Origin of the sequence: Hyalangium minutum (assembly GCF_000737315.1) — a bacterium.
GTDB lineage: Bacteria > Myxococcota > Myxococcia > Myxococcales > Myxococcaceae > Hyalangium > Hyalangium minutum.
Window position 1 is genome coordinate 257,526 of record NZ_JMCB01000004.1, and the last position, 14,048, is coordinate 271,573.

General features: G+C 65.9%; 13 protein-coding genes. All 13 read left to right on the forward strand.

All coding sequences use genetic code 11. The features are described 5' to 3' along the window. Positions 1–134 precede the first annotated feature (134 nt). Positions 135–1,451: a DUF418 domain-containing protein gene (locus DB31_RS12465; RefSeq protein ID WP_044186723.1), complete on the forward strand. Its 1,317-nt coding sequence runs from the start codon at positions 135–137 to the stop codon at positions 1,449–1,451. Between the two features lie 212 nt (positions 1,452–1,663). Continuing rightward, a complete protein-coding gene (locus DB31_RS12470) occupies positions 1,664–2,506 on the forward strand; it encodes an ABC transporter ATP-binding protein (protein ID WP_240486661.1) in 843 nt (280 codons plus the stop codon). Further along, positions 2,503–3,894 carry an ABC transporter permease gene (locus DB31_RS12475; protein ID WP_044186725.1) on the forward strand — a complete coding sequence of 464 codons (1,392 nt, stop codon included), beginning with the start codon at positions 2,503–2,505 and terminating at the stop codon, positions 3,892–3,894. Before DB31_RS12470 ends, DB31_RS12475 begins: the two co-directional genes overlap by 4 nt. Continuing rightward, positions 3,887–4,723 carry an outer membrane lipoprotein-sorting protein gene (locus DB31_RS12480; protein ID WP_083968183.1) on the forward strand — a complete coding sequence of 279 codons (837 nt, stop codon included), beginning with the start codon at positions 3,887–3,889 and terminating at the stop codon, positions 4,721–4,723. The genes DB31_RS12475 and DB31_RS12480 overlap by 8 nt, the downstream gene beginning before the upstream one ends. Positions 4,724–4,777: 54 nt before the next feature. After that, positions 4,778–6,187, forward strand: coding sequence for a hypothetical protein (locus DB31_RS12485; RefSeq protein ID WP_044186727.1), 1,410 nt, complete (start codon positions 4,778–4,780; stop codon positions 6,185–6,187). Positions 6,188–6,220: 33 nt separating this feature from the next. Then, positions 6,221–7,147, forward strand: coding sequence for a 3-oxoacyl-[acyl-carrier-protein] synthase III C-terminal domain-containing protein (locus DB31_RS12490; RefSeq protein ID WP_044186729.1), 927 nt, complete (start codon positions 6,221–6,223; stop codon positions 7,145–7,147). Then, positions 7,144–7,794, forward strand: a complete 651-nt coding sequence (locus DB31_RS12495; RefSeq protein WP_044186730.1) for a GNAT family protein — start codon at positions 7,144–7,146, stop codon at positions 7,792–7,794. Before DB31_RS12490 ends, DB31_RS12495 begins: the two co-directional genes overlap by 4 nt. Further along, entirely contained in the window at positions 7,787–8,785 is a 999-nt protein-coding gene (locus DB31_RS12500) for a beta-ketoacyl-[acyl-carrier-protein] synthase family protein (protein ID WP_044186733.1), read from the forward strand. Before DB31_RS12495 ends, DB31_RS12500 begins: the two co-directional genes overlap by 8 nt. A 5-nt stretch (positions 8,786–8,790) precedes the next feature. After that, on the forward strand, positions 8,791–9,885 hold the full coding sequence (locus DB31_RS49595; RefSeq protein ID WP_044186736.1) for a hypothetical protein: 1,095 nt from the start codon (positions 8,791–8,793) through the stop codon (positions 9,883–9,885). Continuing rightward, entirely contained in the window at positions 9,875–11,092 is a 1,218-nt protein-coding gene (locus DB31_RS12510) for an ATP-grasp domain-containing protein (RefSeq protein WP_044186739.1), read from the forward strand. Before DB31_RS49595 ends, DB31_RS12510 begins: the two co-directional genes overlap by 11 nt. Before the next feature lie 70 nt (positions 11,093–11,162). Then, positions 11,163–11,444 carry a phosphopantetheine-binding protein gene (locus DB31_RS12515; protein ID WP_044187236.1) on the forward strand — a complete coding sequence of 94 codons (282 nt, stop codon included), beginning with the start codon at positions 11,163–11,165 and terminating at the stop codon, positions 11,442–11,444. Further along, entirely contained in the window at positions 11,434–12,615 is a 1,182-nt protein-coding gene (locus DB31_RS12520; RefSeq protein ID WP_044186741.1) for a beta-ketoacyl-[acyl-carrier-protein] synthase family protein, read from the forward strand. Before DB31_RS12515 ends, DB31_RS12520 begins: the two co-directional genes overlap by 11 nt. Continuing rightward, entirely contained in the window at positions 12,612–14,018 is a 1,407-nt protein-coding gene (locus DB31_RS12525) for an MATE family efflux transporter (protein ID WP_044186744.1), read from the forward strand. Before DB31_RS12520 ends, DB31_RS12525 begins: the two co-directional genes overlap by 4 nt. The last annotated feature ends 30 nt before the right edge of the window (positions 14,019–14,048 follow it).

Consider the following 14,048-nt stretch of genomic DNA (forward strand, 5'->3'; position numbering starts at 1 on the left):
GCGGCGACACGCGCCAGCCGCCCCAGGCAGACCTCCCAGAAGGTCTCTCCCCTCAGGAGATTGCCTGGGCTTCAGGTCTCTGGCGCCAGGGCAAGATGTTGACGAGACCTGCAGAGTAGGTGTTTTCTGTACGTATGCCCGACACATCCAATTCCTCGTCAAGGGCGGGCAGCGACGTCCACCCCATTGACTTCACGGAGCGAAGCACCCTGATCGACGCGCTCCGCGGATTCGCGCTGTGCGGCGTCCTTCTCTCCAACAGCATTGTCTGGTTTAGCGGCCGCGCCCTCATCCCTGCCGCACAAGCTGAGGCGCTGGCGAGGCCTCCGCTCGAGAAGGTGGTCAGCAACATCTTCCAGCTCTTCGTGAACCAGAAGTTTCTTACGATCTTCGCGTTTCTCTTCGGGCTGAGCTTCTCCCTCCAGCTTTCGCGCGCGGAGGCACGTGGGGTCGCCATCCTTCCGCTCTACACGCGGCGGTTGCTGGTGTTGTTGGGCTTTGGCGTGGTGCACTTCTTCGCGCTGTGGACGGGGGACATCCTCCATACCTACGCGCTGGTGGGCTTCCTGCTCTTGTTGTTCTACAGGAGCTCGAACCGGACGCTGCTCACGTGGTGCGTCGTGTTGCTCGGGGTGGCCCCGCTGCTGATGGCGGCGGGCCTGCGATGGGGGCCGGTGCTTCTGCATGGCGCGGAGGCGGCCAATGCCCTGAAGGAGATGACCCAGGCTCAAGAAGGGGAGCAGCGGGCGGCATTGCTGGCGGCGCTGGCCAGCGACTCCTTCTGGATGTCGCAGCTGGGCAATGCGCGCTTCGGCTTGGAGCTCCTCACGCGTCCTACCCAACTGCTCGTGCTCATACTCACCCTCGGCCGCTTCCTCCTGGGACTGCTGGCCGGGAGGCTGGGGGTGCTGCAGGACGTCGAGCGCCATCGCCCCTGGCTCCGCCGGATAGGGTGGGGCGGTCTGGTGCTGGGGCTCCTGATTACCTTCCCTGGGCTGGTGGTGCTTCGCCTGCGCAATGCCGGGGTGTGGACCCCGCCGGACAATCTCGGGATGTTCCTCCTGAACGGCTTCCAGGATCTGGGCGCCTCGATCCTAGGCGTGGCGTTCGTGTCCTTCTTCGCGCTGATCTTCCAGCGGGAGTGGTGGCGGCGAGTGCTGAGCCTCTTGGCACCCGTGGGCCGCATGGCGCTCACCAACTACTTGGTGCAGACGGTGGTCAGCCTCTGCATCTATGACGGCTGGGGCTTGGGGCTCATCGGCAGCACGGCAGTGTCTCGCAGCGCCGTTTTTGCGCTCGGCATCTTCGCCGTGCAGGTGGGAATGAGCCACTGGTGGTTGAAGCACTTCCGCTTTGGTCCGGCCGAATGGCTGTGGCGCTCGCTCACGTATGGGAGAGCTCAGCCCTTGCGTCATGGCGCCCGAGCGAACTCGGTGGTCAGTACAGACTGAGGTCCGAGTCTCAGTGGAGGGGCATCGCCTGCTACAGCCGAACAGGTGATCGGCGTGGCTCGGGACGGGTGATCGACATGATCTGGAGCACGCACATGTGGTGAAGTGGGCGTTGACCTGTGGAGCGGGTATGTGTCATCTTTTGAACGATTCATCCTGAGAGAGATGATGTGTGCCACGCCCCAATGGGACTCCCCGTATGCGACACCTAAATGGATGGACGACTCGATCGTCTCATTCTCATCAGGTGGACGCTGCGAACCCTGGCGCTGGCGATCAGAGTGACTCTAGGTAAGGAAAGGTCGATGGTGAGCCCACAGCAGTCGAATGAGAGTGAAGGAGTCGCGGCCTGTCTCCAGGAAGTCACGAAGGAATACCAACTGGGGAAGACCACGGTACAAGCGCTGCGAGGTATCAGCCTCTCGATTGCTGTTGGCTCCTACACCGTGATTTGTGGTCCCTCCGGCAGCGGTAAGAGCACGGCCCTCCAGCTGCTGGGATGCCTGGACATGCCGACGACAGGGCGCGTGGAGATCGCCGGCCAAGATGTCGTCGCCTTGAGTGACAAGGCGCGCACCTCGTTTCGGGCGCAACACCTCGGTTTCGTGTTTCAGAATTTCAACTTGGTGCCGGTGCTGACCGCGCTGGAGAACGTCGAGTATCCGCTGCAACTCACTGTCCGGGATGCCGCCGAGCGTCGCGAGCGCGCGCAGAAGATGCTCGAAGCGGTCGGGTTGGGGACAATGCTGCAGCGGCGCCCCGCCGAGCTCTCCGGAGGACAGCGCCAGCGTGTTGCGGTGGCGCGGGCGATGGTGAAGCGGCCCAAGCTGGTGCTCGCGGACGAGCCTACCGCCAACCTGGATCGCCGCACCGGGGCAGAGCTCATTGAGATGATGCGCACCATGCAGCGAGAGCACCAGACAACGTTCATTCTTTCTTCGCACGATCCCCAGATGATCGAGGGGGCGGATGAGCGGATCCGCATTGAGGACGGCCGTGTCGTGGAGCGCGTCCAGCGCTCATCCCCCGCCCTGGCCATGCGAGGCGCCTCATGAACATCGTTGCACTGGCCGCGCGCAACGTCCTCCGTAACGCGCGCCGCTCGGGGCTCACAGCGGTAGCGTTGGTCGTGGGCACATTGGCCATCCTGGTGTTCGGGGGCTATGTCAACGACAACATCTATGGTCTCCAGACCATCACGGTGCGCCAGCACGGGCACTTGCAGGTCGTGCGCAAGGACTACCTGGACTTCGGCCGGGGCGATCCAGGGCGCTTTTCGATTCGTGATTACGATGCGCTCTTGAACAAGATCCGGACCGACGAGGTTCTCGCTTCGATGGTGGCTGCCGCTACCCCGGTGCTCCACGTCGAGGGCGCGGCGGGGAACTTCTCCGCCGGCGCCGCCAGCAGCTTCGCAGGTATCGGGGTGCTTCCTGAGGGGTACGCATCGCTGCTGGCGTGGGATGGGTTCGGTCTGCGGATTCCGCCCGGCAAGTCGCAGCTGAGGGCTGATGCGTCAGACGGCGGTATCGTGGGCTTCCGGCTGGCGCAATTGCTGTCCCTCTGCGGCCCGCTGAAGCTGACGGGGTGCAAGGAATTGCCCCCGCGAAGGAGCGCGGATCCTCAGGCTGCCGCACTGCCGGAGGACATCGCCATGCTGGGGCAGGCCGCGCAGGCGCAGTCGGACGGGACCACGAGCGGCGAGGTGTCGATCGAGTTGCTGGCCGCGTCGCCGTCTGGGCTGCCGAATGTGGTGCGCATGAACGTCCTCAAGGCGGAGCGTCAGGCCATCCGGGATCTGGATGCGCTCTACGTGGCGATGCCGCTGCCACTCGCTCAGCGCTTGGTGTTCGGCCCGAATGAGCACGCTGTCTCGGCCATCGTCATCCAGCTGAAGCATACGGAGATGCTGGAGGCGGCACAGTCTCGTCTGAACCAGCTGGTCAAGGACTCGGACCAGCTCGAGGTGCTGACTTTCCACCAAGTGAGCCCGGTGTACGACCAGATCGTTTCCAGCTACACGTCCGTCTTCACCTTCATTGCGATCCTCATGGGGCTCATTGCTCTCTTCTCGATTGCCAATGCCATCAACATGGCGGTGGGGGAGCGCATTGGTGAGATCGGCACGCTTCGTTCCCTGGGGTTCCAGCGCTCGTCGATCCGCGCGATCTTCATCCTCGAGGGTGCTCTGCTGGGCGTGTTCGGCACAGTCGTCGGCGCTGGGGTGGCGATTCTCGCGCAATACGGCCTCCTCGTCAGCCGCCTCACGTGGACGCCCCCGGGCCGCTCGACCCCCATCCCCCTGCGCATCGACGTGCTGAGCAGCCCTTCGATGATTGCGGCAACGGTCTTCGGTTTGGCGGCGGTGGCCTGCTTGTCCGCGCTCTGGCCCGCCAACCGTGCCGCTCGAATGGAAGTGACGGAGGCCCTGCGTCATGTGTGACCGTCTCGCGAAATCTCGCCTGGAAGTGCGCGTCTCCCGCAAGTGGGCTGTTCGTCCCGGGCCGTTCTGGGGACTGCTGGCGTGCCTCCTCTCGTTCGCGGCGTTTGCTCAGGAGGGGGTGGATCCGCAGGCGCTGCTGACGCAGGCGGACGGCATCCGCAACCCGGATCGCGACTTCTCGGTCACCACCACCCTGGCGGAGTATCGCTCGGGCAAGATGGTCGATTCCTCCACGCTGGTGATCTATTCGAAGCTCGTCCCCGAGAGCGCGCAATACAACAGCCTCATCCGGTTCGTCAGCCCGCGGCGCGACGCAGGCAAGCTCATCTTGCGCAATGGGATGGAGATCTGGTTCTTTGACCCCTCCAGCAAGGCGAGCATCCGCATCTCGCCGCAGGCGAGGCTGCTCGGCCAAGCCTCGAACGGCGACGTGCTGAGCACGAACCTCGCGAAGGCCTATTCCGCCAAGGTTGTCGCGCACGAGCCGGTCGAGGACGACACGAAGCAGAAGCGGGCCTGCGTCAAACTGCGCCTCGTTGCGCAGCGCACGGATGTGCCGTACACGATGGCCGACTACTGGGTCGACGAGGCGAACGGCCGCCCGCTCAAGGCGCAGTTCTTCACCGCCGAGGGCCGCCTGCTGAAGACGGCGTACTTCCGGAAGTTCGAGTCCGTCCTAGGCCGTGAGCGCCCCACCGAGACGGTCATCATCGATGGGCTCGACCCCACATGGATTACCGTCATCCGGGCCTCGAACTTCCAGTGGCGTGAGATTCCAAAGACGTGGCTGCAGCGGGATTACCTGCCGCGGTTCAGGGGCGAAGAATAGGTCCCAGTGATGCTCCGCAATCCCAGGACACGAGCGCCCCAGGCGTGCCCGCTCATGGCACTGGCCGGCTTGGCGCTCTTCACTTCCGCCACGCCTGGCTGGGCCCAGGAAGGCGCGCCGGAGGCCCCTGCATCGGAAGCGCCTCCCATGGCCGGGCCCCCCGAGGGTGAGGGAGCGCTTCCCAGTGGTGATTCCATCCCCGAATTCCCTCCGGGGCTTGACGTGGGCCAGGTGGAAGTGGGGGATGAGGCCGCTGGGGAGACTGAAGCCACCCGCTGGGGTCTGGAGGCCCAGCTCTGGTACCAGCGGCTCTACGAACGATCCGCGTCAGAGGAGGGGGGGACCATCGCCGCCAACGTTGGACGCCTGGTGCTCGACTTCCGCCGGGAGTGGCAACCGGGCAGGCGGTGGACCGTGGGATTCTCGAACCAGTGGCAGGGAGCTCTGGACCTGGGGCGCGCAGAGGATGCGCCCTCGCACTCCAGCGCCCTCAACAACGTGCGCGAGCTCTGGGGCCGCTGGCAGACGGGGGATGATGCGCACCCCCTCTACGTCGACATTGGCCGCATCAATATTCGTAATGGCGTGGGCAGTGGTTACAGCCCCACTGACTTTTTCAAGGTGGGGGCTGTTCGCCAGCCGCTCTCACTGGATCCCAACGCCTTCCGGTTGAATCGGCTGGGAACTGTGGTGGCGATGGTCCAGTACATCACCGAGCACGGTGCATGGACTGCCGCGCTGGTGCCTCCGCTGAGCACGCAGGACCCGATGCTGGCCGGGGAATGGTACTCGCTGGCGCTGAATCGCACGAATTCCGAGGCCGCGCTCTATGCGAAGTGGGCGCCTCAGATCCGGGAGTGGCTCTCCGTAGACGTGCTCCTGCTCGCCCGCAGGAGCGAGCGGCCCAAACTCGGCCTCAACATGTCCCTGCTGCTGGGGAGTGCCGTCGTGGTCAATGCGGACTGGGCCCTTGGGGGATGCCGGCAACTGGGAGGTCCTGACGAGCCGGTGACGCCTTACACCTGGTGCAACCGGGTGGCGGCCAACCTGACGTGGACGACGCCGCTGGGACTCGAGATCACACTGGAGCAGCAGTTTGCCAGCGATGCGCTCGGTGCGACGGCGTGGCGTCAGTGGCAGGGCGTCAGTGACGCCAGACTGCGGCGTCTCGGGGAGATGAGCATCCAGCGCTCCTTTGAGCTCGAGCCGCTGTTGAAGCATGGGTCGTTCGCGCGTGTCGGGTGGCGCGATGCCTTCGCCGTCCGAGGATTGGAGATCTCCAGCTTCGTCCAGGTCAACAACATCGATTGGAGTGGTCTCACACAGCAGATGGTGATGTGGCACACGCAGAGCGATTGGTCAGTGGGGGGGCAGTTCCAACAATTCTTTGGGGCGGCGAACAGCGAGTACGGCTCGCTGTCCACCCCGAGCCGGTTCAGCCTGTTCGTCAGTAGGCGTCACTGACGTTCCCTTGGCCGCGTAATCCAGGAAACCGAGATGATCGGGATTGCTTCAACCGCCTACGTCTTGGCGAAGGCGCAGGACACAGTAAACGAATGGTGCAGCTCGCGGGCGGTCGCCGAGGAGCGCCGCCAGACGCTGCTGCGCAACGGCGCCGACCGGTTCCATCGCGCGGAGCAGGAGGGGCTCATCGATCTCGGCAGAGACGCCATCTCCCAGGTGCTGCAGGCCGGTGGCGTGTCTGCGGGCGAACTCGACGCGCTGGTCGTCTGCCACACCTCGCCCCTGAGTGCTCTGCCCATGCCGTACACGGTGGCGGGCACGCTGCGGCAGGCCTGCGGCCTGTCCCGGGCCTATGCGCTGGGCATCACCCAGCAGCAGTGCGTCTCCTCGCTCCATGCGCTGCGCGTGCTGGATGCGCTCTTCACCCGGCATGCCGAGTGGCGCTGGGCGATTGTCGTCACCATCGACACGATCGTCCGGGAGGACTACCGCTTAGTGGGTGAGGCGGGGGTTCACTCGGACGCGGCCTCGGCGGTGCTCGTGCAGCGGAGCGCACCGGGGCGTGTCAGAGGCCTGCAGACGTACAACGACCCGCGTGCGGCCACGGGCGTCATGCCGGACACGCTCTACCGGACAGACACCCACTATGTCTGGACGCTGGTGTCGGTGATCCGGCGCGTGCTCAAGGCTGCGGGGGTCGAGCCGGGTGATTTGGCCACCGTCCTCCCGCACAACGTCAACCTGCCGGCGTGGCGCCAGGTGCTGGCGTCGCTGGCCCTGCCCGAGGAGCGCCTGTTCCAGGCGAACTTCTCGCGGATGGGCCACGCCTTCGGCTCGGATGTCGCCATCAACATCGCGGACTCCGGTGTCCTGCGGAGCCCCGGGCATCACCTGGTGTTCTCGAGCGGAATTGGCGGCTGCTTTGGCGGCTTCATCCTGAACACCGAGAGAGCGCCATGAGCACGCCACAGGTCCCGCTCCTGCCGGGCACGAAGTTTCCCTCGGTGGAGACCCTCCCATTCAGTTTGGAGCACCTCGACACGGTCTGGGGGTGGATGACCCCCCCGAACGTGCGTTGCTGGCTGGACTTCGGAGGCGGCAAGCAGGAACTGCCGAAGCGTCAGCTCTACATGCTGCTGACCAGCCCGCGTGTCTGCGCACGCCTGTTTCGCCTGCCAGGTGACACCCAGCCGCTGGGCCTCGTCTGCCTGAACAATATCGATGACCTGATGTCCGCGATGGATGTGTGGGTCGTCCGGGATGTCTCGGTGCGGCGCACCGTCCGGAACGATGTGGCCGGCGCCATCGTCAGCGTCATGGCCACGGGCTTCCTGGACTACGGCCGCCAGGTCGCCAACTCCTGGGTGGTGGCGTCCCATCGTGCGTCGATCTACCTGCACAACGTCGTCGGGATGAAGCGCTCGGGGATCCAGCGCTTGCGGCACGTGATGGAAGGCCGCCGCTATGACCGCTGGACCTACGACATGACCCTTGCCGACTTCGGGGAGATGTACCCGGATGTCCCCTCGGAGAAGGGCAGGACGTTCCGGACTCATCTACCGAACCCCACTCCCGTCGATGGCACCTCGGAGCCCAGCCGTGTCTAAGTCCACCGCACGCCATGAGATCGGGATCGCGGATGCCGCGTACAATCTCCCCGGTCCCGCCGTCGATATCGTGGAGTGGGCGGCTGCCCGGAACGTCTCGTCGAAGCTGGTGGAGGAGCTGCTCGCTCACGGGTGCCGCTATTTCTACGAGGGGCCTGAGCACTCCGATGCGGAGCTGATCTCAGGGGCCATCGACCAGCTGGTGGCGCGCCAGGGAGAGCGCATCTCCCAGGTGAGTTACCTCCTGCATGCACACACCCAGCCGTTCAGCATGCCAGCGCCGCCGAGCTCGGTGCTGACGGAGCTCGTTCAGCGGTATCGCCTCTCGCCGAAGCTGTGCTTCTCGGTCGAGCACCTCGCGTGCGCGGGGGTGGTGGTCGCCGTCGATCGGGCCGCGCGCCTGCTCGCCGCGGACAGCGAGGCCCGGTATGCCCTGGTCGTGACCTCGGATCGGGTCTTCGGCAACCACAAGCACCGCATCCGTCAGAACGCGGGTATCCAGAGTGATGGCGGTACGGCCATCCTCCTCTCGAAGGAGGACGTGCGCTGCCGCCTGGGGGCGATCAGCTACAGGAACTTCGGGGATCTGCACGAGGGGCCCAGCAACCCCAGGACGACCGCGCTGATCGCTCGCTACACGTGGCTGCACACGAAGCTGGCCTTCGAGCAGAACAGCCGGGCCACGGGGATTCCCCTGCCGGAGTACGGCCAGCTCATGCCGGTGAACGCCGACCGCCACTACTGGGTGCAGATCGCCAACGCCTTGAACCTGCCCGAGAGCGCCTTCTTCCTCGACAACATCCGCGAGCGGGGCCACGCGTGCACCAATGACTTTGCCGTGAACTTGGTGGATCGGGGCTTCCCACTCCTGGACCAGGGCAAGCCAATCGCCTCGTGCGGACAGTCGAACGTGGGGGCCTATGCCATTGTGACCCTGCTGCCCCGCTCCGATAAGCCTTGGGCCGAGCCTTCCGCCCACCCCAGTGAGTGAGCCCTGTGAGACTGACCCTGCGAATCGCCTCGGTGGGCGTCCACCTCCCTCCGAACTCTTTCCACACGAACCAACTCGGGACGGTCGTTCACACGGCGTATCGTCACCTGTTTGATCCCGCCGGCTCGCGGTCGCGTCCGCCGACCGTGAGGCGTGGCGGTACGCTGATCCTGTCGGAGAAGTACTCGGCGCCGGCCGCCGCCGCGGATACAGAGCGCAGCAGTGACCTGGCGTCAGCGGCCGTGGGCGACATGCTCCGCGGCGCACCGACCGCGGCGCCTCACGTCCTGTCCATCCTGCACGCGCAGGCCACGCTCGATCAGCAGATCCTCGGGTCTGCCTGCCTGCGCATCGAGCACGACCACTTCCACGACATCCAGTCGGCGATGACCGGTGGGCAGCTGGGGACGGCGGGGATTCCGACGCTCTTCCGCCTCGCGGAGATGGACACAGCCGAGGGCGGGCTCGCGTGTGTCTCCGCTGCGGACAAGTGGCTTGCGCCGTTCTTCCGCCGTGTTCCGGGGCTCGTCACCTATGCCGACGCCTCTGCGGCCTGCCTCGTGGCCGCGAACGATCTGATCGCCGCTCCCATCGCCGAGATCGAGTCCATCGTCGTCTCGTGCCAGCCGCCCGCGCATGATCTCTGGACCGCCCCCGCCGCGCAGCAGCTCGAGTACGTGAGGGAGCACGCGGAGCGCTGCATCGTCCAACTGCTCAAGGAGAACCCGGAGGTGGAGCGGGCCTCGCTCTGCTTGGCCGGTGATGAGTATGAGGTGAGCCTGCACCACCGGCTCGCCCAGGCCACGGGCCTCGGTGGTGCGGTGCTCGGTGCCCCCTTCCCAGGAGTGCACCTCTCCAGCGCCTCCTCCCTGGCCTCGCTCCGCTCCGCGGTCGAGGCGGCTGTGCGAGGGGGCAAGCCGCTGAGGGCGGTCATTTGGACGGCCTCTCCGGCAGGGCATGCCGGCGCGATGCTCGTGCGCTGCGCTCCCGATGCCGTCGCAACGCCGAAAGGCTGGACCAGCCGGCTTCCTTTTCCGATTCCACCTACCGACAGCAGTTCTCGGCAAGCAGACTGGTCGCAGGGAGCACATGATGAGTAAGATGCTGATTCTTGCGCGTGGCGATGGCCGCGCATTCACCGCGCTGGATGGCAGCTCGATTCTCGAGGGGCTGCCCTTTCCGGTCGTGGTCTTCGCCGACAAGGCCAACGCGAAGTACTTCGAGAAGGTCGACACGGAGATCGTCCGGTGGAGCAATAAGGACGACGTGCATCAGCGAGCGCTCCGGCGGCATGCCGAGCACGGGGTCTTCGCCGTCGCCACGCTGGACGAACAGATGGTCGACCTGGCTGCCGTGCTCCGCAAGGAGATGGGGATTGGTGGAGCACACCCCGAGCACTCCCAGCGCTTCCGCAACAAGGTCGTCATGAAGGAGGCGCTGCGCGCGGCGGGCGTCCGCGTGCCCGAGCACACCAGCTGCGCGGATCGGGCCGCCGTCGAGGCGCTGCTCGCGAAGTATCAGCGGCTTGCGATCAAGCCTGTGGACGGGCAGGGCTCACGCGACGTCTCGTTTGTACAGACCCAGCAGGAGGTCGAGCACTGGTATTCCCAGACTCAGGCGCCGAACGGCTTCGAGGCGGAGGAGTTCATCGACGGAGTGCTCTACCATGTCAACGCGGTTGTCCGCGACGGCAAGTCCCTGGTCACGGCGAGCGCGCCGTACTTGCCGGGAATGGCCAACATCGACTTCGCGGCGGGCACGCCCTTTGTGAGCGTCCTGCTCACCGAGGGGGAGCTGAAGGCGCGGCTGGAGGCCTTCTCGGATCGCGTGGTGGAGGTGTTGGCGCTCGGAAACGGCGTCACACATATGGAGTGCTTCGTCACTTCGAAGGGCGAGATCGTCTTCCTGGAGATCGCGGCGCGGCCTGGAGGCGGTGGCATCGTCCTGATGATCGAGGGGCAGTACGGCGTGAACTACTCGCGAGCCCTCCTGCTCCTTGAGGGGGGCCGTGGAGACCTGCTCCCACCCATCCAGGCGAAGACAGGACAGACGCTGGGGCTCATGGGGTTCCGCAACTCACTCGCGGGCTTCGTCAAGCGCGCGGCGACGCCCGAGATGTTCTCCGAGAGCTGGATCCGCCACGTGAAGATCGATCTCAAGCCCGGTCAGTTCCTGCCCCCGGCGGCGCACTGCACGGACTTCACGGGGCTGCTCGTGTTCTCGTCCGCCGACCACGCGGAGTTCGACGTGCGGCGGGTCTCTCTGTACGAACGGTTTTACTCGTCACTGGAGGTCCAGGGGCTGTAGGGCGTTCGTGCAGTGCTGTCAGACTTCAGAATCCGATTCCACATCTATTGATTGAAGGGAAATGATCACCATGGGAACCCAGGCTGAGAAGGCCGGTGCTGCCAACGAGGTTGTCGACAAGCTCCGCCAAGTCGTGCTCGAGGTCCTGAAGCTGGACATCTCTCCGCGCGAGCTCTCTGGCGACACCAACCTGTACGAGCTTGGTCTCGAGTCGCTGAACGTGGTCGTCCTCCTGACCTCCATCGAGAAGGCGTTCGACATCGTCATCGACGTGGAAGATCTGTCTGCGGACCTGTTCAGCCGCTGGGATGACCTGGCTGCGTTCGTGGAGAGCAAGGTCAATGGCCGCTGAGGCCCCCCTGACGCTCAGCTGGGCTCGGGTCGTGAGGCCGCCAGACGTCCTGGACCTGCCCGGTTGGGCTCGGGAGGTCGAAGCCGAGTACGCTTCGGCGGACGTGTCACTCGACCGTGCCACGGCGGAGTTTCTCTATTCGCAGATCGGCCATGATCCGCTCGCGCACTGCAGGCGGGGAGTGGACTCGGTGGCGCTGCCGAGAGGGCAGCGCTTCCGGTTCTCCCGCGCGCAGACCCAGCTGGACATGGCGTGTCAGGCGGTCGCCGCGCTCGGGGACGTCCTCCCGAAGAAGGAGCTGGCCGCCCGGTGTGGGCTCGTCGTGTGCTCGGCAACCTCGCTCGACGAGAGCGGCCTCTTCCACTCGATGATCGGAGGCGTCACGGGCGCAGTGGGGCTGTCACGGGTACCGTACTTCGCGGTGTCTCAGCTTCAAGGGGCCTCGCTGGCGGGCGCTGTCGACATCATCGATGCGATGTTGACTCAGCCCGGCAGCGGCGCCCTCTTCATCGCTGTCGAGCGGTGGCCCATCGCATTCCCGCGCGTCTGGAGCGCCTCGACGGTGCTCGGCGATGGAGCGGTCGCGGCTTGGTTTACCCGAGGCGAGGGGCCGGGGCTGCGCTACGTGAGCGGGGTGGTGCGCAGCTTCAACCCGTTCATCCACGAACTGCCGGTGGAGGTACGGCCCCTCCCCGCGATCGAGATCCGGGGTATCGCGTCACCGAGCGGCGACGGCGCGGGCGTGAAGAAGGCTGCCACGCCGCGTGGGGACAGGTCCTCCAGTCCGGGCGATCCGCGCGCAGAGCGGCCGGTGACGATCGACTCCGAAGCGTTGTTCGATGCGGCGGTGGCCGTCCTCATGGACTTCCTGCGCAAGGAGGGGGTGGCTCCGTCGCAGTTGTCGGGCTGGATCTCTTCATGCCTGGATTTCGACCTGGACCAGCGGCTGCGGGAGCGGCTGGGAGTCCAGGCGCCTGTCGTCGCGCCGCGCGAGGATGACGGCTACTGGTGCGCTGCCGCCGCACCCGCGCTGGTCGCGGAGCTCATCGACGGCGCACACGGCGGCCGCGTGTCGGAGGGGGACATGTTTCTTTCTTGGGGAATGTCGTATGGCGGGTCGGTGGGTGCCCAATTGTGGCGTTTCGTAAAGGGAAGTGGAGATCAGGTATGACGGCGTCAACGCCCCTCGAGGCGCAAGCAGGTTCCAGAGGCATCTCCGCGGTCGTGCGGGATCTGTGCGTGCTCGCGATGAAGACGGTCGCCACGCAGGTGGTGCCCGTGCTGAGCAGCCTTTACGTCGCGAGCCTCGTCGCGAAGGACTCCGGGCTCTCGTTCTCCAGCTACTCGCTGGTGAACTCGATCAATCTGACCGCCTTCCTGGCCGTCTCGGGTTTCCTGCAGGCGCTCTACTTCGCCGCGGGACAGGCGCTGGGGCGGCGGAACCCGGGGGCCTACGGCGCGGCCATCGCCTCTGGGGCCGTGCTGGCGCTCTCGCTCGGGGTGGTCTTGACGGTGCTCAGCCTTGTCATTGGTCCCATTCTGGGCCTGCTCGGGCTGGACTCCGAGGTGGTGGCCCTGGCGCGCCCCCTGGGCTTGGCGGGCGCCCTGGACGTCATCCCCTCGTTCTTGCTGGTCGTCTACCGCGTCCACGCCTCGCTGCGGGAGAAGGCCGGCTTCGTGTCCCTCGTGTACGCGGCCGGAGCGGTGGGCTCGGCCATTCTCTCCGTGTTCACCCTGGATCTGATGAAGGAGCTGGTTGGATCGGTGGCCGTGGGCGTCCTCATCTGTGTCGCCGCGACGCACTGGTTGATGGTGCTCGTGGCCGCCCTGTCCATGCGCTTCATGCCCGAGTTGCGCTTCGAGCCGGGCGTCCTCGCGGAGGCGAAGGCCAAGCTGCGCTCGGCGATGGGGCTCGTCAGCTCCGTTGGCTGGCCGATTGGCGTTGTCATGCTGCTGGAGAGCCTCGCTCCGCTGGTCAGCTCGCTCGTCGTCGGACGCTACTGGGTGAGCGTGATGCCTGTGCACTCGATCGTGCTGCTGTGGGTGTCCCTGTGCCAGGTCGTCCCCGTCGGGCTGGGGCAGGCCGCCGTCCAGCGCATTGCCGTGCTGCACTCGAAGGGGGAGCTGGTCAACCGCAACCGGGTAGCGATGACGTCGTTGGTGCTGGGCACCGTGTTCGGAGCCGCGATCGTCGCGGTGTTCCTGTCACTTCCCGTGGAACTCGGGGCGATCTTCCTTGGGAAGGCCGCCTTTGAGCCCGAAGCGCAGGAGATGCTCCAGCACCTCATGGTCCAGGGGGGGCTCCTGGTCGCCATCCAGGCCTTCATCATCATCGGCGCGGCGATCCTCCGCGGCGTGGGGCAGACCCGGGCTCCGCTCGCGCAGTGCTTCGTGGGGTATTGCGTGATCGCCTCGGGCAGCCAAATCCTCTTCGGCCCGGTGCTGGGCTTGGGGGCGAGCGGCGTCTGGTGGGGGCTCGTTCTTGGCTTTGGCGCCACCGCCTTGGCGCTGATGTGGCGTTGCTACACTGAACTTCGTTCCGACTTGGCGGCGGCCTCGCCGACGGGCAACTGACCGCTTTCTCCTCACAGCAAAGGCAAACGA

What these genes read in the sequence shown, in the direction of transcription:
- DB31_RS12480 (WP_083968183.1), top strand. Translation starts at nt 3,887, where the DNA reads ATGTGTGACCGTCTCGCGAAATCTCGCCTGGAAGTGCGCGTCTCCCGC.
- DB31_RS12520 (WP_044186741.1), top strand. Translation starts at nt 11,434, where the DNA reads ATGGCCGCTGAGGCCCCCCTGACGCTCAGCTGGGCTCGGGTCGTGAGG.
- DB31_RS12515 (WP_044187236.1), top strand. Translation starts at nt 11,163, where the DNA reads ATGGGAACCCAGGCTGAGAAGGCCGGTGCTGCCAACGAGGTTGTCGAC.
- DB31_RS12490 (WP_044186729.1), top strand. Translation starts at nt 6,221, where the DNA reads ATGATCGGGATTGCTTCAACCGCCTACGTCTTGGCGAAGGCGCAGGAC.
- DB31_RS12495 (WP_044186730.1), top strand. Translation starts at nt 7,144, where the DNA reads ATGAGCACGCCACAGGTCCCGCTCCTGCCGGGCACGAAGTTTCCCTCG.
- DB31_RS12510 (WP_044186739.1), top strand. Translation starts at nt 9,875, where the DNA reads ATGATGAGTAAGATGCTGATTCTTGCGCGTGGCGATGGCCGCGCATTC.
- DB31_RS12525 (WP_044186744.1), top strand. Translation starts at nt 12,612, where the DNA reads ATGACGGCGTCAACGCCCCTCGAGGCGCAAGCAGGTTCCAGAGGCATC.
- DB31_RS12485 (WP_044186727.1), top strand. Translation starts at nt 4,778, where the DNA reads ATGGCACTGGCCGGCTTGGCGCTCTTCACTTCCGCCACGCCTGGCTGG.
- DB31_RS12465 (WP_044186723.1), top strand. Translation starts at nt 135, where the DNA reads ATGCCCGACACATCCAATTCCTCGTCAAGGGCGGGCAGCGACGTCCAC.
- DB31_RS12470 (WP_240486661.1), top strand. Translation starts at nt 1,664, where the DNA reads ATGGATGGACGACTCGATCGTCTCATTCTCATCAGGTGGACGCTGCGA.
- DB31_RS12475 (WP_044186725.1), top strand. Translation starts at nt 2,503, where the DNA reads ATGAACATCGTTGCACTGGCCGCGCGCAACGTCCTCCGTAACGCGCGC.